At 60.1% G+C, this 19914-nt stretch carries 20 protein-coding genes; 17 read left to right on the top strand and 3 right to left on the bottom strand.

The window, feature by feature from the left end:
* Positions 1-8: 8 nt before the first annotated feature.
* Complete coding sequence (locus tag PspR84_RS21265; RefSeq protein ID WP_160059029.1) at positions 9-1007, top strand: LysR family transcriptional regulator; 999 nt, start codon at positions 9-11, stop codon at positions 1005-1007.
* Between the two features lie 110 nt (positions 1008-1117).
* Here PspR84_RS21265 and PspR84_RS21260 read toward each other — a convergent pair whose 3' ends face one another.
* Entirely contained in the window at positions 1118-1525 is a 408-nt protein-coding gene (locus PspR84_RS21260; RefSeq protein ID WP_039760212.1) for a PA2817 family protein, read from the bottom strand.
* A 74-nt stretch (positions 1526-1599) separates the two neighbouring features.
* On the bottom strand, positions 1600-4047 hold the full coding sequence (locus PspR84_RS21255; protein ID WP_160059028.1) for an acyl-CoA dehydrogenase: 2448 nt from the start codon (positions 4045-4047) through the stop codon (positions 1600-1602).
* A gap of 248 nt (positions 4048-4295) precedes the next feature.
* On the opposite strand from PspR84_RS21255, the gene PspR84_RS21250 reads away from it, so the two are divergent.
* From PspR84_RS21250 to PspR84_RS21235, 4 genes are all read left to right on the top strand, one after another.
* Positions 4296-4955 carry a transglutaminase family protein gene (locus tag PspR84_RS21250; protein WP_160059027.1) on the top strand — a complete coding sequence of 220 codons (660 nt, stop codon included), beginning with the start codon at positions 4296-4298 and terminating at the stop codon, positions 4953-4955.
* 43 nt (positions 4956-4998) lie between these two features.
* On the top strand, positions 4999-5622 hold the full coding sequence (locus tag PspR84_RS21245; RefSeq protein ID WP_160059026.1) for a glutathione S-transferase: 624 nt from the start codon (positions 4999-5001) through the stop codon (positions 5620-5622).
* Between the two features lie 123 nt (positions 5623-5745).
* On the top strand, positions 5746-6678 hold the full coding sequence (locus PspR84_RS21240; RefSeq protein WP_160059025.1) for an ABC transporter ATP-binding protein: 933 nt from the start codon (positions 5746-5748) through the stop codon (positions 6676-6678).
* The gene (locus PspR84_RS21235; protein ID WP_008087860.1) at positions 6675-7454 is read left to right on the top strand and encodes an ABC transporter permease; all 780 of its coding nucleotides are present in this window, start codon (positions 6675-6677) and stop codon (positions 7452-7454) included. The genes PspR84_RS21240 and PspR84_RS21235 overlap by 4 nt, the downstream gene beginning before the upstream one ends.
* Before the next feature lie 143 nt (positions 7455-7597).
* On the opposite strand, the gene PspR84_RS21230 is transcribed toward PspR84_RS21235, so the two are convergent.
* A complete protein-coding gene (locus PspR84_RS21230; RefSeq protein ID WP_007908202.1) occupies positions 7598-8116 on the bottom strand; it encodes a DUF2062 domain-containing protein in 519 nt (172 codons plus the stop codon).
* Positions 8117-8252: 136 nt separating this feature from the next.
* Here PspR84_RS21230 and PspR84_RS21225 point away from each other — a divergent pair, with 136 nt between their 5' ends.
* The 12 genes from PspR84_RS21225 (at position 8253) to PspR84_RS21170 (ending at position 19781) form a co-directional block, all read left to right on the top strand.
* Positions 8253-10487: a DNA internalization-related competence protein ComEC/Rec2 gene (locus tag PspR84_RS21225; RefSeq protein WP_160059024.1), complete on the top strand. Its 2235-nt coding sequence runs from the start codon at positions 8253-8255 to the stop codon at positions 10485-10487.
* A gap of 101 nt (positions 10488-10588) precedes the next feature.
* Positions 10589-11224 (top strand): MotA/TolQ/ExbB proton channel family protein, encoded by a 636-nt coding sequence (locus PspR84_RS21220; RefSeq protein ID WP_007908216.1) that lies wholly within the window; start codon positions 10589-10591, stop codon positions 11222-11224.
* Positions 11221-11649, top strand: a complete 429-nt coding sequence (locus PspR84_RS21215; RefSeq protein WP_007908223.1) for a biopolymer transporter ExbD — start codon at positions 11221-11223, stop codon at positions 11647-11649. The genes PspR84_RS21220 and PspR84_RS21215 overlap by 4 nt, the downstream gene beginning before the upstream one ends.
* Positions 11649-12659, top strand: a complete 1011-nt coding sequence (gene lpxK / locus PspR84_RS21210; RefSeq protein ID WP_160059023.1) for a tetraacyldisaccharide 4'-kinase — start codon at positions 11649-11651, stop codon at positions 12657-12659. The genes PspR84_RS21215 and lpxK overlap by 1 nt, the downstream gene beginning before the upstream one ends.
* A gap of 21 nt (positions 12660-12680) precedes the next feature.
* On the top strand, positions 12681-12866 hold the full coding sequence (locus PspR84_RS21205; RefSeq protein ID WP_003174668.1) for a Trm112 family protein: 186 nt from the start codon (positions 12681-12683) through the stop codon (positions 12864-12866).
* Positions 12863-13627 carry a 3-deoxy-manno-octulosonate cytidylyltransferase gene (kdsB, locus tag PspR84_RS21200; protein ID WP_160059022.1) on the top strand — a complete coding sequence of 255 codons (765 nt, stop codon included), beginning with the start codon at positions 12863-12865 and terminating at the stop codon, positions 13625-13627. Before PspR84_RS21205 ends, kdsB begins: the two co-directional genes overlap by 4 nt.
* A complete protein-coding gene (locus tag PspR84_RS21195; protein WP_160059021.1) occupies positions 13627-14091 on the top strand; it encodes a low molecular weight protein-tyrosine-phosphatase in 465 nt (154 codons plus the stop codon). Before kdsB ends, PspR84_RS21195 begins: the two co-directional genes overlap by 1 nt.
* Positions 14088-15107, top strand: coding sequence for a UDP-N-acetylmuramate dehydrogenase (gene murB / locus PspR84_RS21190; protein WP_160059020.1), 1020 nt, complete (start codon positions 14088-14090; stop codon positions 15105-15107). The genes PspR84_RS21195 and murB overlap by 4 nt, the downstream gene beginning before the upstream one ends.
* Before the next feature lie 312 nt (positions 15108-15419).
* Entirely contained in the window at positions 15420-15890 is a 471-nt protein-coding gene (locus tag PspR84_RS21185) for a (2Fe-2S)-binding protein (protein WP_034155364.1), read from the top strand.
* Positions 15887-18208, top strand: coding sequence for a xanthine dehydrogenase family protein molybdopterin-binding subunit (locus PspR84_RS21180; RefSeq protein ID WP_160059019.1), 2322 nt, complete (start codon positions 15887-15889; stop codon positions 18206-18208). Before PspR84_RS21185 ends, PspR84_RS21180 begins: the two co-directional genes overlap by 4 nt.
* Entirely contained in the window at positions 18208-19188 is a 981-nt protein-coding gene (locus PspR84_RS21175; RefSeq protein ID WP_160059018.1) for an XdhC family protein, read from the top strand. Before PspR84_RS21180 ends, PspR84_RS21175 begins: the two co-directional genes overlap by 1 nt.
* Positions 19185-19781 (top strand): nucleotidyltransferase family protein, encoded by a 597-nt coding sequence (locus PspR84_RS21170; RefSeq protein WP_160059017.1) that lies wholly within the window; start codon positions 19185-19187, stop codon positions 19779-19781. Before PspR84_RS21175 ends, PspR84_RS21170 begins: the two co-directional genes overlap by 4 nt.
* Positions 19782-19914: the final 133 nt, after the last annotated feature.

Below are 19914 nucleotides of genomic sequence, written 5' to 3'. Positions count from 1 at the left end.
TGTGCGCTGTGAGCATCAATCTGCCGCTACCGCTGCTCGGTGAAATGGCGATTTTCGTCAAGGTCGTGGAGACCGGCAGCTTCTCTGAAGCCGCTCGGCAACTGGGCTCATCGCCCTCAGCGGTGAGCCGCAGTATTTCGCGGCTGGAAAAAGCCTTGGCCACGCGGTTGTTGCAGCGCACCACGCGCAAGCTGCGTTTGAGTGACGGTGGCGAAGAGGTGTTCAAGCGCTGCCAGGAAATGGTCAGCGCGGCCAAATCGGTGATGGAAATCAGTGGTCAGTTTACCCATGAAGCGGAAGGTCTGGTGCGCGTCAGCGTGCCGAAAGCAGTGGGTCGCTTCGTGATCCATCCGCATATGCCTGAATTTTTGCGGCGCTACCCCAAGGTCGATGTCGAGTTGCTGCTGGAAGATCGTCAGGTCGATTTGATCGACGACCATGTCGATCTGGCGATTCGCATCACCGATCGCCCCCCGGCCGGGCTGGTTGGGCGGCAGTTACTGACCATCGACCACCTGCTCTGTGCCACGCCGCAATACCTGGCCGAACACGGCACGCCGACCCATCCCCATGATTTGCTCAATCACAGCTGTGTTTATCTGGGGGAAACTCCGAGCGATGCGCGCTGGAAATTCAAGAAAGGCAACAAAGCGGTGACGGTAGGGGTGCGTGGTCGCTATGCCGCCAATCATACGGGCGTGCGCTTGGGCGCGGTGTTGCAGCACATTGGCATCGGCAGCCTGCCGTATTTCACCGCCCGTTACGCACTTGAGCAGAAGTTGATTGTGCAGGTGCTGCCGGACTGGACTTTCCTGGCGTCCTACCATGGCGGACTGTGGTTGCTGCATTCGCCGACGCGCTATCTGCCTCCCAAGTTGCGGGTGTTTATCGACTATCTGGTGGAGTGTCTGCAGAAAGAGCCGACTTTGAGCAAGCCGGGCAAGTCTGGTAGTGCGAGTAACGCAGCCATGGCGTATGAATTACCGGAAAGCGAGGGATTGCTGTAACGCAGAAGCAAAAGATCGCAGCCTACGGCAGCTCCTACAGGGGATTGCGTGATTCCACTGTAGGAGCTGCCGAAGGCTGCGATCTTTTGATTTTCAACCAAACAGTTAAATCAGTGCTTGCTGTCCTGAGCAGACATCGCCAGCAGCTGTTTTTCCTGATTCCAGTCGAACGGTTCGTCGTTCTGTTCAGCTTCGTAACGGCGCTCTTCCAGCGCCTGATACAGGTCGATCTCTTCATCGGACAGGTAGTGCAGGCAGTCACCGGCGAAGAACCACAGCAGATCGCGCGGGATCAGGTGGGCGATCTGCGGGTAACGGCTAATCACTTGAGTCAGGATGTCCTGGCCCAGGTACTGGCTTTCGATCGGATCGATCGGCAGCGATGCGAGCAGTTCGTCGAAGCGCTCCAGGAACAGGGCATGGCTTTCTTCGGGAACCTGTTCGGCCTCACCTACGGCGACCAGGATGCTGCGCAGGTGGTCGAGTAAAACAAGATGATCGGCAACGACGTTGGACACGAGATAAGTCCTCAAGAGCAAAACGGGCGCGGGAGTATAAAGCTCCTGCGCCCTCTTGGACATGGTTGTCAGGATCAGCGGACTTTGCCCTCTGCGAGCGCCAGCTCCTCTTTGTCGAAATCATCGACGTCGATCACCTTGCGTCGCGCTGCTTCGGCATCGCGCAGGCTCTGCGCTTCCACCGGTTGCAACACTCCGGCCTCCAGTGCTGCATCGATGGCGTGTTCGCCCGCCACCGGTTTGACCTGACCGCTTTTCAGCGAAGTGTGCAGTTTTTTGTGTAATGGCTGCGCAGCATTCAGCAGATCGCTGGCGTGTTGCAGCGCGCCGACCGCATCGTCTGCCGACTGTGGGCGATAGCAACCGGCAAGCAGTTCTTCCAGCGCCGGATCGCCCTTGGCGCGACCAATGACGCCAGCCACTTCCGCTCCGAGTTTGTCCGACGGGCCTTTGTGACGACGGCCAAACGGGAAGACGATGACGCGCAGCAGGCAGCCGAACACCTTGTTGGGGAAGTTGCGCAGCAACTCATCCATTGCTCGTTCCGCCTGGCCGAGACTTTCTTCCATTGCCCATCGGAACAGCGGCTCCATGTACGCCGGCGAATCCAGATCGTGATAGCGCTTGAGCGCGGCAGAGGCCAGATACAGGTTGCTCAGCACATCTCCCAAACGGGCCGACAGACGTTCGCGACGCTTCAGTTCGCCGCCGAGCAGCATCATGCTGAAGTCGGCGAGCATGGCAAACGCCGCTGCCTGACGGTTGAGTGCGCGGAAGTAACCCTGACTGATCTTGTCGCCCGGCGCATGCTCGAAGTGGCCGAAACCCAAGTTCAGTACCAGCGTGCTGGCAGCGTTGCTCACAGCGAAACCAATGTGTTTGAGCAGCAGACCATCGAACTCTTTCAGCGCCTGATCCTTGTCCTCACGACCCGCCAGAGCCATTTCCTTCAGCACGAATGGATGGCAACGAATCGCGCCCTGACCGAAGATCATCAGGTTGCGCGAAAGAATGTTCGCGCCTTCCACGGTGATGAAGATCGGCGCACCGTTCCAGCTGCGCCCGAGGTAGTTGTTCGGCCCCATGATGATCGCCTTACCGCCGTGCACGTCCATGGCGTGGCTGATGCACTCGCGGCCGCGCTCGGTGAGGTGGTACTTGAGGATCGCCGAAAGCACCGAGGGTTTCTCACCGAGATCCACTGCGTTGGCGGTGAGCATCCGTGCCGCGTCCATCATCCACGCGTTGCCGCCGATGCGCGCCATGGCTTCCTGAATACCTTCGAAGGCCGACAGCGGTACATTGAACTGTTCACGAATCTGCGCGTACTGACCAGTTACCAGACTGGTGAATTTGGCTGCCCCGGTACCGACTGCCGGCAACGAGATCGAACGGCCCACCGACAGACAGTTCATCAGCATCATCCAGCCCTTGCCGAGCATTTCCTGACCGCCGATGAGGAAGTCCAGCGGGATGAACACGTCCTTGCCCGAGTTCGGGCCGTTCATAAATGCCGCGCCCAACGGTAGGTGACGGCGACCGATTTCGACGCCAGCGGTATCGGTCGGGATCAGTGCGAGACTGATGCCGAGGTCTTCCTTGTCACCGAGCAGGTGCTCCGGGTCATACGCCTTGAACGCCAGACCGAGCAGGGTGGCCACGGGGCCAAGAGTGATGTAACGCTTTTCCCAGTTCAGGCGCAGTCCGATGACTTCCTGACCTTTCCACTGACCTTTGCAGATGATGCCGGTGTCGGGCATCGCGCCGGCATCAGAACCCGCAAGCGGGCCGGTGAGGGCGAAGCACGGGATGTCATCGCCACGGGCCAGGCGTGGCAAGTAGTGATTGCGTTGTTTGTCGGTGCCGTAATGCAACAGCAGTTCGGCCGGGCCGAGTGAGTTCGGCACCATCACGGTGGAGGCGAGGTCACCGCTGCGTGTGGCCAGTTTCATTGCCACTTGCGAGTGAGCGTAAGCAGAGAACCCTTTACCACCGAATTCTTTCGGAATGATCAGGGCAAAAAAGCCGTGTTCCTTGATGTGCGCCCAGGCTTCCGGCGGCAAGTCCATCGACTGGCCGATCTGCCAGTCAGTGACCATCGCGCAGAGTTCTTCAGTCGGGCCATCAATGAAGGCCTGTTCTTCTTCGCTCAGTTGCACCTTGGGGTAGGCCAGCAGTTTGTCCCAGTCCGGACGGCCGCTGAACAGCTCGCCATCCCACCAGACAGTGCCGGCATCGATTGCGTCGCGTTCGGTCTGCGACATGGGCGGCAGGGTTTTCTGAAACCAGTTGAACAGCGGCGCCGTGAAATGCTTGCGGCGCAGGTCAGGCAGCAGCAACGGTGCAGCGACCACCGCCAGCAGGACCCAGAACACCAGCAACAGCCATCCCGGCGCATGACTGAAAATACCCATCGCCAGCAAGTAGACGGCAACGATGCCCAACGCGGGCAGAGGCGAAATACGCCGGTGGGCGAGATATGCCACGCCAACGATCAAAACCAGTATCCACAACAACAGCATATTCAGTCCTCCGTGAACCAAGGCAAATCGACCCTCCAGAGCTTAGACGGCATCTGTAAAACCGGGTGGTCAGACCAAGGTGATTGAAATCGTGGGAAACCCCGGATGGTTTTCGTAGGTTCGGTGGGCAACACGTGTGGGAAATCGTTCGCCGATCCCGCGTCTTTGCGTCCAAGTTTGGCCGAAACGTCGTTATCTCTGTGCTGAAGCTGTCGCTAGACTCGGGACTCACCCAGGAGATTGTCGTCATGCACGAGTATCTGAGCCCCGGCCGCTTCATCGATAGTGACCACCCGGCGGTGGTGGAGTTCGCCGAACAGCATCGGGGCGCCAGCCGCGATCCGCTTGAGCAGGCGATCAATCTTTATTACGCAGTACGTGAGGCGGTGCGCTACAACCCTTACACCTTCAGCCGTGATCCGCAGACTTTGTGTGGCAGTTATGCATTGGCGACGGCGGAGAGTTATTGCGTACCGAAAGCCACGCTGCTGGCGGGCTGCGCGCGGCATTGCGGAATCGCGGCGCGGATCGGCCTGGCCGATGTGAAAAATCACCTGTCGACCCCGCGTCTGCTCGAGTTATTGAAAAGCGACATGTTCGCCATGCACGGCTACACCGAGTTTTTTCTCAATGATCGCTGGGTCAAAGCCACCCCGGCGTTCAACCAGAAGCTCTGCGAGCTGTTCAACGTCGCGCCACTGGAGTTCGACGGCATCAACGACAGCGTTTTCCACCCGTTCAACCGCGACGGTGCACAGTTGATGGAGTATCTGGTCGATCACGGACAATTCGCCGATGTACCGGAAACCTTCTTCTTCGAACATCTGCAAAAGTGCTATCCGCATCTGTTCACTGATGAGCAGCCGCAACTGCTGGGCGATATGCAGAGTGATTTGAGCCGCGTCTGATCCGGCGTATGCTGCCTGCCCACGCATTTGCAAAGAGGCGGTCATGCTGAAGATCTGGGGACGGAAAAACTCATCGAATGTCAGGAAGCCATTGTGGGCCGCCGAGGAGCTCGGCCTGGCCTACGAGGCAATCGATGCCGGCGGCGCATTCGGCGTGGTCGACACACCCGAGTATCGGGCGATGAACCCGAACGGGCGGGTGCCAGTGATCGAAGACGACGGTTTCGTGCTGTGGGAATCCAACGCCATCGTGCGTTATCTGCTGGCCAAGCATGCGCCTGATAGCGCTTGGTATCCGGCCGATCCGCAAGCCCGCGCCATCGCCGACAAGTGGATGGACTGGACCACGTCGAGTTTTGCCGGGCCATTCCGCACGGTGTTCTGGGGCGTCTTGCGCACCCCGGCGGACAAGCAGGACTGGCCAGCGATCAACGCCGCGATCAAGGAATGCAGCGAGTTGCTGAGCATGGCCGACGAGGCGTTGGCCAGCCAACCGTATCTTTCCGGCCAAGACATCGGCATGGGCGATATCCCGCTCGGCAGTTTCATTTATGCCTGGTTCGAGATGCCCATCGAACGCGCCCCGCAAGCGCATGTGCAGGCTTGGTACGAGCGCCTGAAGCAGCGTCCGGCCTACCAGAAAGCAGTCATGACCGCGTTGACTTAATACCTACTATCGACACACTTGACTGTACTTGTACGGCGGCGGCAAGCACCATTGCGCACTTGCGCTGCGGTTCGATCTTTCGCCGCCGTCTCCTTTTTTCCTTCAATGGTGCGTAAATCAGATATGAGTTCCGCTCTGTCCATCCGGCAGCTAACCAAAACCTACGGCAACGGGTTCCAGGCCTTGAGTGGTATCGATCTGGACGTCGCCGAAGGTGACTTTTTCGCCTTGCTCGGCCCCAACGGTGCCGGCAAATCCACGACCATCGGCATACTCTCGACCCTGGTCAACAAGACCAGCGGCACGGTGAATATCTTCGGTCACGACCTCGACAAAAATCCTGCGCAGCTCAAGCGCTCGATCGGCGTGGTGCCCCAGGAATTCAACTTCAATCAGTTCGAAAAGACTTTCGACATCGTCGTGACCCAGGCCGGTTACTACGGCATTCCAGCGAAAATCGCCAAGGAACGCGCCGAGCAGTACCTCACTCAACTGGGCCTGTGGGACAAGCGCGACGTGCCGTCGCGGTCGTTGTCCGGCGGCATGAAGCGCCGTTTGATGATCGCCCGTGCGCTGGTCCATGAACCACGTCTGCTGATCCTCGATGAACCGACCGCAGGCGTCGATATCGAGCTGCGCCGGTCGATGTGGACGTTCCTCACCGAACTGAACCAGAAAGGCATCACCATCATCCTCACCACGCACTATCTGGAAGAGGCTGAGCAGTTGTGCCGCAACATCGGCATCATCGACCACGGCACCATCGTCGAAAACACCAGCATGAAACAATTGCTCGGCCAGCTGCACGTGGAAACCTTCTTGCTGGACCTGAAAAACGACTTGAGCGTCGCGCCGCAATTGCTCGGCTATCCGGCGCGGTTGATCGACAGCCATACCCTGGAAGTCCAGGTCGACAAATCCATGGGCATCACGGCGTTGTTCACCCAGTTGGCGCAGCAGAACATCGAAGTATTGAGCCTGCGTAACAAAACCAATCGCCTCGAGGAGCTGTTCGTGTCCCTGGTGGAGAAAAATCTGTCGAAGGTGGCGGTATGAGTTCCGAATTCCGTCCCAACCTCGTCGCGCTGCAGACCATTGTTTACCGCGAGGTCAAACGTTTCACGCGGATCTGGCCGCAGACCCTGCTGCCGCCAGCGATCACTATGGTTCTGTACTTTGTGATCTTCGGTAATCTGATCGGCCGGCAGATCGGCGACATGGGTGGCTTCACCTACATGGAGTACATCGTGCCGGGGCTGATCATGATGTCGGTGATTACCAACTCCTACGGCAATGTCGTCTCGAGTTTCTTCGGCAGCAAGTTCCAGCGCTCCATCGAAGAGCTGATGGTCTCGCCGGTGTCGCCGCACACGATTCTGATCGGCTTCACCATTGGTGGGGTGTTGCGTGGCCTGATGGTCGGCGTGATCGTGACGATTCTGTCGCTGTTCTTCACTCATTTGCAGGTGCATCACCTCGGTGTGACTATTCTCGTGGTGGTACTGACAGCAACGATCTTCTCGCTGCTGGGCTTCATCAATGCGGTGTTTGCGCGCAACTTCGATGATATTTCAATCATCCCGACCTTTGTGCTGACGCCGCTGACCTATCTGGGTGGGGTGTTCTATTCGATCACGCTGCTGCCGCCATTCTGGCAAACCGTGTCGCTGGCCAACCCGGTGTTGCACATGGTCAACGCCTTCCGTTACGGCATTCTCGGTGTGTCAGATATCAAGATCGGCATTGCGATCACCTTTATGCTGGTGGCGACGGTGGTGCTGTATCTCGGTTGTGCACGGTTGCTGGTGAGTGGGCGCGGGATGCGTACCTGACTCCAGACCGAGTCGTGGCCATCGCGAGCAGGCTCACTCCTACAGGGGAACGCATTCCAATGTAGGAGTGAGCCTGCTCGCGATAGGGCCAATCCAGACGCCACAAATCAAAACGGCCTCCCACTGCGGAGGCCGTTTTGCATTCAGCGCATGCGGCTTTTCTTGCGCCGCGCCCATTGCCGCGCGACCCACCAACGCCAATACATCATCACCAGGCAATAGGCGAGGGCGCCAAGCACCAGCCCTACCACTACCGAACCGAGCAAGAACGGCTGCCACAACGTCGACAACTCGCCGCTGATCCATTCCCAGGTCAGCTCATCCGGAAGATGCCGGGCAGGCACGTCCATCAAAAACGCCCCAGCCTGATACGTACAGAAGAACACCGCCGGCATGGTGATCGGATTGGTCAGCCACACCAGGCTGACCGCAATCGGCATGTTCCCCCGCACCATGACGGCGAGGGCGGCGGCCACCAGCATCTGCGCCGGAATCGGCAGGAACGCAGCAAACAGGCCGACCGCCATCGCCCGGGCGACCGAGTGGCGATTGAGGTGCCAGAGATTCGGGTCATGCAGCAACTTGCCGAGAAAGCGTAAGGATTTGTGTTCCCTGATGCTCGTCGGGTCGGGCATGTAACGTTTGAATAAGCGCCGGGGCATAAGGCTTCTCGGTCGGTTAAGGCGGCAAGTATGTCTGGATTCTACGAAGCGCCCATTCAGACTTTGTGACAATTGTTGACGACGCCTGTGCCCGACACCCGCTATGCCTAAGTGCGGGACTCTCAAGGACGGGCTTATGCGCACAGGGATGATGGCGCTGGCAGTTGGTCTGCTGGCCCCGGTTTTTATGCCGGCATTACCGCCGGTCTGGTTGATGCTGTTGCTGCCGGTGGCTGCTTTGATGCTGCTGCCGTTTCGCAGCTATCCGTTGGCGTTTTTGCTGTTGGGTTTTACGTGGTCCTGTGTCAGCGCGCAGTGGGCGTTGAATGATCGTTTGCCGACTGAACTGGATGGCGAAACCCGCTGGCTCGAAGGACGGGTCATCGGCTTGCCGCAGAGCGCCGAGGGTGTGGTGCGTTTCGAGTTGGCGGATGCGCGCTCGCGTCATGAAAAGCTGCCATCGCTGATGCGCCTCGCCTGGTACGCCGGGCCGCCGGTCAACAGTGGCGAGCGCTGGCGATTGGCAGTCAAACTCAAGCGCCCCGCTGGTTTGCTCAATCCGGATGCGTTCGATTACGAGGCTTGGCTGCTGGCGCAACGCGTCGGTGCGACGGGCACGATCAAGGACGGTCAACGCCTGAGCGAAGCGCGTTGGGCCTGGCGCGACAGCATTCGTCAGCGCCTGCTTGCAGTGGATGCGCACGGTCGGACCGGTGCTCTGGCCGCGTTGGTGTTGGGCGATGGGTCCGGGCTCAGTCGTGAGGATTGGCAGATTTTGCAGGACACCGGCACCGTGCACTTGTTGGTGATTTCCGGTCAGCACATCGGCTTGCTGGCGGCGGTGATGTATTGGCTGGTCGCAGGGTTGGCGCGATTTGGCCTGTGGCCATTGCGTTGGCCGTGGCTGCCATGGGCCTGTGGGCTGGCGTTCGCGGCAGCGTTTGGTTATGGGCTGCTTGCCGGGTTCGATGTGCCGGTGCAGCGGGCCTGCGTGATGGTCGGGCTGGTGCTGTTGTGGCGCCTGCGCTTTCGCCATCTGGGGGCATGGTGGCCGTTGCTGCTGGCGTTCAATGGTGTGCTGTTGCTGGATCCGCTCGCCAGTTTGCGTCCGGGTTTGTGGCTGTCGTTTGCGGCGGTGGCGGTGTTGATTTTCACCTTTGGCGGTCGTTTGGGTCCGTGGCGCTGGTGGCAGACCTGGACGCGGGCGCAATGGTTGATTGCGATTGGTTTGTGCCCGGTTTTGCTGGCACTGAACCTGCCGGTCAGTCTCAGCGGGCCGCTGGCCAATCTGCTCGCAGTGCCCTGGGTCAGTCTGGTGGTGTTACCGCCAGCGCTACTGGGGACGGTGTTGTTGCCTGTCCCTTATGTTGGCGCCGGCCTGCTGTGGCTGGCCGGCGGTTTGATCGACGTACTGTTTCGCGCGCTGGCAATGATTGCCGGGCATTGGCCGGCGTGGATCGCACCCTCGGTACCCACTTGGGTCTGGGCCATTGGCGGCCTCGGCGCCGTGTTGTTGCTGTTGCCGCGCGGCGTGCCGATGCGTGCACTGGGCTGGCCATTGCTATTGCTGCTGGTCGTGCCACCCCGCGAGCGTCTGGATGAAGGGCTGGCCGAGATCTGGCAACTCGATGTCGGCCAAGGCCTGGCCATCCTGATCCGCACGCGTCATCACGCGCTGCTGTATGACGCGGGGCCACGCTTTGGCGATTTCGATCTCGGTGAGCGGGTGGTGCTGCCTGCATTGCGCAAACTCAGCGTGAGAAACCTTGATCTGATGCTGCTTAGCCATGCGGACGCCGATCACGCTGGCGGTGCTTTGGCGATCACTCGTGGTTTGACCGTCGATCAAGTGATCAGCGGCGACCCGGCGGGGCTGCCCGCGCAGTTGAGCGCCGAGGCCTGCGAAAGCGGCCGGCAATGGCAGTGGGACGGCGTGCGTTTTCAACTCTGGCAGTGGGCGGACGCCGGCGACAGCAATCAGCGTTCCTGCGTGTTGCAGATCGAGGCCAATGGCGAGCGCCTGTTGCTGACCGGCGATATCGACACCCACGCCGAACGCGTATTACTCGACAGTCCACTGGCGGTCCCGACGCAATGGCTGCAATCGCCTCACCATGGCAGCCGCAGTTCATCGTCAATGGCGCTGCTCAAGGTGCTGCAACCTGAAGCCGTGTTGATTTCTCGCGGACAGGGCAACTCTTTCGGCCATCCACATCCGACCGTACTGGCGCGTTATCGCAAACAAGGCCTGCGCATTTACGACAGCGCCGAACAGGGCGCCATTCATCTGCAACTGGGCCGCTTCAAACCGCCGTGGACGATGCGTCATCAGCGGCGTTTCTGGCGTGATACGCCTGCGCTCGCCCGTTGATCGGTGCCAGCATGGATGGCACATCACGGTCGTCGGGGCGGCGGGTCTTAATCGTGAATCGGTATGGTAAAGTGGCGCACTTTTTCGAGGGGACTGTCACTGTGTGGGAATTGGTCAAATCCGGCGGCTGGATGATGTTGCCGATCATTCTGAGCTCCATCGCGGCCATGGCGATCGTCGCCGAACGCCTGTGGACCCTGCGCGCCAGTCGCGTCACCCCCGAGCATCTGCTGGGCCAGGTCTGGGTCTGGATCAAGGACAAGCAGCTCAATAAAGAAAAACTCAAGGAATTGCGCGCCAATTCGCCGCTGGGGGAAATCCTCGCTGCCGGTCTGGCCAACTCCAAGCATGGTCGCGAGATCATGAAAGAGTGCATTGAAGAGGCCGCCGCCCGGGTCATTCACGAACTCGAGCGCTACGTTAATGCGCTGGGCACGATTGCCGCCATGTCGCCGTTGCTCGGTCTGCTGGGCACCGTGTTAGGCATGATCGACATTTTCAGTGCCTTCACTGGCTCAGGCATGACCACCAACGCCTCGGTATTGGCCGGTGGTATTTCCAAAGCATTGATCACCACTGCGGCAGGCCTGATGGTCGGTATTCCGGCGGTGTTCTTCCACCGGTTCCTGCAACGCCGTATCGATGAGCTGGTGGTGGGCATGGAACAGGAAGCGATCAAACTGGTTGAAGTGGTGCAGGGCGATCGTGACGTCGACCTGGCCGAGGGCCGCGCGTGAAATTCCGTCGCAAGCCTCGGGAAACCATCGATATCAACCTCGCGTCGCTGATCGACGTGGTGTTCATTCTGCTGCTGTTTTTCGTCGTGACCACCACGTTTACCCGTGAAACCCAGTTGCGCGTCGACCTGCCGGAAGCGGTCAGCGGGTCACCGGCCGAAGATCAGCAGCTCAAGCAGATCGACGTGGCTATCAGCGCCGAAGGCGTTTTTTCGGTGAACAACAAGATTCTGCCGAAAAATGATCTGGCGACCCTGATGGAAGCCATGCAGAAAGAGTCCAACGGCGACACCAACATGCCGTTGTCGATCAGTGCTGACGGCAAGACTCAGCATCAATCCGTGATCACCGCCATGGACGCGGCCGGCAAGCTCGGTTTCAGCCATCTGCGCATGACCACGGTCGAGGCGGCGCCCAAATCCTGATGAGCCTGTCCGATCGCTTTCTCGCCGCGTGGTATCAGGGGCACCCGGCCCTGGCGCTGCTGCGGCCGCTGGAAATGTTGTATCGCCGTGTGGTGATCAACAAGCGTCAGCGCTTTCTCAGCGGTGAGGGTGAGATCTATCAATCGCCCGTGCCGTTGATCGTGGTCGGCAACATCACCGTGGGTGGCACCGGCAAGACGCCGATGATTCTGTGGTTGATCGAACATTGCCGGCGTAGCGGTTTGCGCGTCGGCGTGGTCAGCCGTGGCTACGGTGCCAAACCGCCGCAACTGCCATGGCGCGTTGAGGCCGAGCAAACCGCGGACATTGCCGGTGATGAACCGTTGTTGATCGTCCAGCGCACAGGTGTGCCGCTGATGATCGACCCCGATCGCAGCGCCGCCGTCAAAGCCTTGCTCGCCAATGAGCCGCTGGATCTGATCCTCTCCGACGACGGCATGCAGCATTACCGCCTGGCGCGTGATCTGGAGCTGGTGCTGATCGACGCCGCTCGTGGCCTCGGCAACAAGCGTTGCCTGCCTGCCGGGCCGTTGCGCGAACCGATCGAACGTCTGCAAAGTGTTGATGGTGTGCTGTTCAATGGTGCGACTGAAGACCGTGACGACGGTTTCGCTTTCCGTCTGCAACCGACTGCACTGGTCAACCTGCGCAGCGGGGAGCGTAAACCCCTTGACCACTTTCCCGCTGGCCAGGCCGTGCACGCCGTCGCCGGGATCGGCAATCCGCAACGTTTCTTCAATACCCTCGAAGCGCTAGACTGGCGAGCAATCCCCCATGCGTTTGCCGACCACGCCGAATACAGCGTGCAGGCGTTGAATTTCACACCGTCATTGCCGTTGGTGATGACCGAAAAGGACGCGGTGAAGTGCCGTGCCTTCGCTGCTGCCGATTGGTGGTATCTGGCGGTCGATGCTGTGCCGTCGCCGGCCTTCATGGCCTGGTTCGACACTCAGCTGATGCGCCTGTTGCCCGATCGGCTTTTGCCTTAACTCATTTATCAGGGAATGTTCATGGACACCAAATTGCTCGACATCCTCGCGTGCCCGATCTGCAAAGGCCCGCTCAAGCTCAGCGCCGACAAGACCGAGTTGATCAGCAAGGGCGCCGGCCTGGCCTACCCGATCCGCGACGGCATCCCGGTGATGCTCGAAAGCGAAGCCCGTACCCTGACCACTGACGAGCGTCTGGATAAATGACCACCGCCTTCACCGTTGTCATCCCGTCGCGTTTCGCCTCGACCCGCTTGCCGGGCAAGCCGCTGCTGGACATCGCCGGCAAGCCGATGATCCAGCACGTCTGGGAACAGGCGAGCAAAAGCAGCGCCTCCCGCGTGGTGGTTGCGACTGACGATGCGCGCATCGTCGAGGCCTGCAAGGCCTTTGGCGCCGAAGTCGTGCTGACCCGTGAAGATCACAATTCCGGCACCGATCGTCTGGCCGAAGTCGCGGCGAAACTGGGCCTTGAACCCGACGCGATAGTGGTCAATGTGCAGGGTGACGAGCCGCTGATCCCGCCGAGCGTGATCGATCAGGTTGCCGCCAATCTGGCCGCCCACACTGAAGCGCGCATGGCCACGCTGGCCGAGCCGATTGAGGACGTGGAAACCTTGTTCAATCCGAACGTGGTCAAGGTCGTCAGCGACCTCAACGGTCTGGCGCTGACCTTCAGCCGCGCGACGCTGCCGTGGGCACGCGACGCGTTCGCCAAGAGCCGCGAGCAATTGCCTGAAGGCGTGCCATACCGTCGTCACATCGGCATTTACGCCTACCGCGCCGGTTTCCTTCATGACTTCGTGAGCTGGGGCCCGTGCTGGCTGGAAAACACTGAATCCCTCGAGCAACTGCGTGCCCTGTGGCACGGCGTGCGGATTCATGTCGCCGATGCGCTGATCGCGCCGCCAACCGGCGTCGACACGGTTGAAGACCTCGAGCGCGTTCGTCGCCTGCTGGGGGCCTGATGCGCGTTCTGTTTGTGTGCCTGGGCAACATTTGCCGTTCGCCCACGGCTGAAGGCGTGTTGCGGTACAAACTGCGTGAAGAAGGGCTGGCGGATCAGGTCGAAGTGGCCTCCGCCGGCACCGGTGACTGGCACGTCGGCAACCCGCCGGACAAACGCAGCCAGGCTGCGGCCAAAGTGCGCGGCTATGACCTGTCGGCGCAACGCGCGCAACAGGTCAGTCGTGCCGATTTCGCCAGTTACGATCTGATTCTGGCGATGGACAACAGCAACCTGCGCAACCTCAAGGCATTGCAACCGTCTACCGGTAAAGCAGAGCTGGATCTGTTTCTGCGTCGTTATGCCGGTGTGGTCGATGAAGTGCCGGATCCGTATTACGACGGCGATCAGGGTTTCGAGCAGGTGCTGGATCTGATCGAAGCCGCGTGTGACCAGTTGTTGATCGAAGTGAAGGGCCGGTTATGAGTTTGCAGGTGCAACCGCAGGTTTCCCTGAAGTCGTTCAACAGTTTTGGCGTGGATGTTCGTGCGCAACTGTTCGCCGAAGCCCGCAGCGATGCCGATGTCCGTGAAGCGCTGGCGTATGCCACGGCGCACGACGTGCCGTTGCTGGTGATTGGCGGTGGCAGTAACTTGCTGCTGACCGCTGATATTCCGGCGCTGGTGCTGCGCATGGCAACGCGCGGGATCCGCGTCATCAGTGATGACGGCAACCGCGTGGTGATTGAGGCTGAAGCGGGCGAGCCGTGGCATCCGTTTGTCCAACACACACTGGCGCTGGGCTTTTCCGGACTGGAAAACCTCAGTCTGATTCCCGGCACTGTCGGCGCTGCGCCGATGCAGAACATTGGCGCTTACGGTGTCGAGATCAAGGATGTGTTCGCCGGCCTCACCGCGCTGGATCGTCAGACCGGCGAGTTGCGCGACTTCACTCTAGAAGAATGCAACTTTGCCTACCGCGACAGTCTGTTTAAGCAGCAGCCGGGACGTTGGCTGATTTTGCGGGTGCGCTTCGCGCTCAATCGCGTTGCACATCTGCATCTGGAATACGGCCCGGTGCGCCAGCGCCTGACCGAGCAAGGTATCGAGCAGCCGACGCCGACCGATGTCAGCCGCGCGATTTGCAGCATCCGCAGTGAAAAACTGCCAGACCCGGCAGTGCTCGGCAATGCCGGCAGTTTCTTCAAGAATCCGCTGGTGTCGGCGGCCATCGTCGCGCAGATCAAAGCGCAGCATCCGGATGTGGTCGCCTACTCGCAACCGGACGGGCAGATGAAACTGGCCGCGGGCTGGTTGATCGAGCGCGCTGGCTGGAAAGGTTTCCGTGAGGCAGATGCCGGCGTGCATAAATTGCAGGCGTTGGTGCTGGTCAACTACGGCGCGGCAACCGGGCTGCAACTGCTCGATCTGGCGCAACGCATCCAGAAAGACATTGCCGAACGTTTCAATGTCGAGCTGGAAATGGAGCCCAATCGCTATTAGTGCAGCTGCGAGCTTCAAGTTTTTAGCGGCAAGCTACAATCTTGATGGTGAGCCAGCTACTGCTTTTACTTGCAGCTTGTAGCTAAAAGCTCGTAACTGAAAAGCCCTGTCTCAGCAGGGCTTTTTCGTTAATGTTGGGTTAACTTAGCGAGCTAACGATAACCGTCATTTGCTTCACAAAAGGCCCGGTGCAGACGTTCGCGTCGGCACAAGAGAGCCTGATTAGCCTGAGTCGATCTGCGTGAACCACCGCCGATTCAACGGCGGCAGATTGCTCGACCCGATAACCACTAAAAATATGCGGGCGTGCCCATGATTACCCTGAAACTCAATGGCCAAGACCATTCACTTGATGTCACGGAAGACATGCCGCTGCTCTGGGCTATTCGCGATGTTGCTGGTTACAACGGCACCAAATTCGGCTGCGGCATGGGCCTGTGTGGCGCCTGCACCATTCACATCGATGGCTTGCCGGCGCGCAGTTGCATCACGCCGATTGGCTCGGTGGTCGGGCAGAACGTTACTACCATCGATAATCTTCATGCTGACCCGGTCGGGCAGGTGGTCCAGCAAGCCTGGCTCGACAGTGCTGTGGCTCAATGCGGTTTCTGTCAGGGTGGGCAGATCATGTCGGCCACGGCGTTGCTCAAGACCAACCCGAATCCGAGCGACGAGCAGATCGAAGAAGCCATGGTCGGCAACATTTGCCGTTGCGGCACCTATAACCGGATCAAAACCGCTATTCGTCAGGCTTCCACTCACTTGAAGGAGGCCAAGGCATGAGTCGCCTTCCGAATGATTTCGCCCTGAGCAATCTCAGCCGTCGTGGTTTCCTCAAAGGCGTCGGCGCTACCGGTGCACTGGTGCTGGCCGCCAGCTGGGGCTGGCAGGATGCGTTGGCCGAGGACAAGCCGAAACAGTTCGGCGCCGATGGCATGCCCAATGGCTGGATCGATGATCCGAAGGTCTACGTCAGCATCGCCGCTGACGGCACGGTCACCGTGGTGTGCAACCGTTCGGAAATGGGCCAGGGCGTGCGTACCAGTCTGACTATGGTCGTCGCTGATGAGCTGGAAGCCGATTGGGCGCACGTCAAAGTGCAGCAGGCGCCGGGTGATGAGGTGCGCTTCGGCAACCAGGACACCGACGGTTCGCGCAGCATGCGTCACTGGTACGAACCGATGCGGCGTTGTGGCGCGGCGGCGCGGACCATGCTCGAGCAAGCTGCCGCTGCGCAGTGGAAAGTGCCGGTCGGCGAATGTCACGCGCAGTTGCATAAAATCATTCACAAACCGTCCGGCCGTGAGCTGGGCTATGGCGAACTCGCCGCCGCGGCCAGCGCATTGGCAGTACCGGCGCGTGACAGCCTGCGCCTCAAGCAGCCATCGGAATTTCGCTACATTGGCAAAGAAGGCACCAAGGCCATCGACGGTGACGACATCGTCAATGGTCGTGCGGTGTACGGTGCTGACGTGCATTTCGACGGCATGTTGTACGCGACCATCGCGCGCCCGGCAGTTTACGGCGGCAAGGTCAAATCGCTGGACGACAGCGCGGCGCTGAAAGTCCCCGGCGTGCTCAAAGTGATGCAGATTGAAGGGCGTCCGCTGCCTTCGGAATTTCAGCCGTTAGGCGGCGTGGCTGTCGTGGCCAGCAATACCTGGGCAGCGATCAAGGGCCGCGAAGCTTTGAAAATCGAGTGGGACGATGGCCCGAATGCCAGTTACGACTCGATTGCCTATCGCAAGGAACTCGAAGCCGCCTCGCTGAAACCCGGCAAAGTGGTGAGCAACACTGGCGATATCGACAAGGCGTTGAGTGGCGCGGCCAGCACCCTTGAAGCTTCTTACTATCTGCCGCATCTGGCGCAGGCGCCGATGGAACCGATGGTCGCCATCGCCCGTTACCAGGACGGGGTTTGCGAGGCATGGGCGCCAAGTCAGGCGCCGCAAGTTACCCGCGAACGAATCGGCGAGCGCCTTGGTCTGCCGTTCGACAATGTCACCTTTAATGTCACACTGCTCGGCGGCGGTTTCGGGCGCAAATCCAAGCCGGACTTCGTTGTTGAGGCGGCGATCCTCGCCAAGGAGTTTCCCGGTAAAGCAGTGCGGGTGCAGTGGACGCGTGAAGATGACATCCACAACTCCTATTTCCACACCGTGTCCGCCGAGTATCTAAAGGCGGGCGTGGGCAAGGACGGCATGCCGTCCGGTTGGCTGCATCGCACCGTGGCACCGAGCATCACCGCGCTGTTCGCGCCGGGGATGAACCATGAAGCCGCGTTCGAACTGGGCATGGGTTTCACCAACATGGCCTACGCCATTCCTAACGTGCGCCTGGAAAACCCCGAAGCCACCGTGCACACGCGAGTCGGCTGGTATCGCTCGGTGTCGAACATTCCCCATGGTTTCGCAATTCAGAGCTTCGTCGATGAGTTGGCGCACAAGGCCGGCGAAGATCCGCTCAAGTACCAGATCAAACTGCTCGGTGCGGATCGGCAGATCGACCCGCGTACCTTGAGCGAAGAGTGGAACTACGGTGAGTCTCCCGAGCGTTATCCGATCGATACCGGACGCATGCGCGCCGTGCTGGAAACCGCCGCGAAAGCTGCCGGTTGGGGGCGCAAACTGCCGAAGGGGCGTGGTCTCGGTCTGGCGGTGCATTACAGCTTCGTCACCTATGTGGCGGCGGTGATCGAAGTCGAGGTCAAGGACGATGGCACGCTGATCGTGCATAAGGCCGACATTGCCGTGGATTGCGGGCCGCAGATCAACCCTGAACGTATTCGCTCGCAGTTCGAAGGCGCTTGCGTGATGGGCTTGGGCAACGCAGTACTGGGCGAAATCAGCTTCAAGGACGGCAAGGTCCAGCAGGACAACTTCCATATGTACGAAGTGGCGCGCATGTCGCTGGCGCCGAAGGAAGTTGCCGTGCATCTGGTAACGCCACCGGGCGACGTGCCGTTGGGCGGTGTCGGCGAACCGGGCGTACCGCCGATTGCCCCGGCGCTGTGCAACGCGATTTTCGCCGCCACCGGCAAGCGTATTCGCAACCTGCCGGTGCGCTATCAGTTGCAGGGCTGGCAGAAGGCAGAGGCGTAATGGACAGCGTCGACCTCAACGTCCTGCGCAGCGTCCTTGAGTGGCGCCGCGCGGGACAGCGGGTGGTGCTGTTCAGCGTGGTGCAGACCTGGGGCACGGCGCCTCGCGCTCCCGGCGCGATGTTGGCGTTGCGCGAGGATGGCGTGGTGATCGGTTCGGTGTCGGGCGGGTGCGTCGAGGATGACTTGATTGCCCGTTTGCACGACGGCCGCATCGCCAGCGATGGGCCGCCGGTGCAGTTGATCACTTATGGCGTCACGCGAGAGGAGGCGGCGCGCTTCGGATTGCCTTGTGGCGGTACGTTGCGCCTGACCGGAGAGCGGGTTGGCGATCCTGCGTGGGTTGCCGAATTGCTCGCGCGTTGTGAAGCGCACGAGATCGTCGCCCGTGAGCTGAACATTGAAACCGGTGAAGTGTTGCTGTCGGCGGCGAGCAAGTCTGATTCGCTGGCGTTCGACGGCAAAAACCTGCGAGCCATCTACGGCCCGCGTTGGCGATTGTTGTTGATCGGCGCCGGACAGTTGTCGCGCTACGTCGCGGACATGGCGCGGCTGCTGGATTTCGAGGTGCTGATTTGCGATCCGCGTACCGAGTTTGTCTACGGTTGGGAAGAGCACCACGGGCGTTTCGTCCCGGGCATGCCGGATGACGCGGTGCTGAGCATCCAGACCGATGAGCGCACGGCGATTGTCGCGCTGACTCATGATCCGCGTCTGGATGATATGGCGTTGCTCACGGCGCTGGATTCGCCAGCCTTCTATGTTGGCGCGCTCGGCTCTCGGGTCAACAGTCAGAAGCGTCGGGAGAATCTCGCTCAGCTAGGCTTGTCGGTACAGGCGATCGATCGACTGCACGGGCCGATCGGTCTGCACATCGGCAGTCATTCACCGGCGGAAATTGCCTTGTCCTTGTTGGCAGAAATCGTCGCGATCAAGAACGGTGTCGAGTTGAAGCAGAAGAAAACACTGGAGGGCGCATGAGTCGATCCATTGCAGTGATTGTGCTGGCAGCGGGCGAGGGCAGTCGCTTTCGCCAGGTGGCGGGTGCGGACAAGGACAAGTTGCTGGCGGACTGCACCGGGCGTGATGGTGCGGTGCGTTCGGTGATCGAGCAGGTGTTGGTGAATCTGCCGGCCGGTCTTGATAAGCGCGTCATGGTGACGACTGAGGCGCGGCCGCAGGCAATGCGCATGGCCCAGGCTTACGGCTGTGAGGTGGTCTCGATCGAATCGACCGGAATGGGTGACAGCATTGCCGCTGGCGTCGCGGCGTGCCCGGAGGCGGATGGCTGGTTGATTGTGTTGGGGGATATGCCGTTTATCTTGCCGTCGAGTATTGAACGAGTCGTTGCGGCGATTGCCGACGATGCGGTGAGCGTGCCGGTGCAGGATGGCGAGTTTGGCCATCCAGTGGGGTTTGGGCGTTCGTTTGGTGCGGGGTTGCAGGCTTTGAGTGGCGATCGAGGGGCTCGGCCGTTGTTCAAGCAGGGCAGGTTGGTGGAAGTGGCGGTGGATGATCCTGGAGTGCTTTGGGATATCGATGTGCCTGAGGCTTTGGTTTTTGCTTCGTCTTGAGAGCTGCGTAAATTCCTAAGAGCCCCTCACCCTAGCCCTCCCGAAACGTCGGACCGCCCAGAGGGAGAGGGGACTGATCTAGGTGTTCTTTCGAGGTACATCGACCTGAAATATCCAGTTGAACTCAATATCT

This window comes from Pseudomonas sp. R84 (assembly GCF_009834515.1).
GTDB lineage: Bacteria > Pseudomonadota > Gammaproteobacteria > Pseudomonadales > Pseudomonadaceae > Aquipseudomonas.
This window is presented reverse-complemented; position numbering and strand designations above follow the sequence as displayed.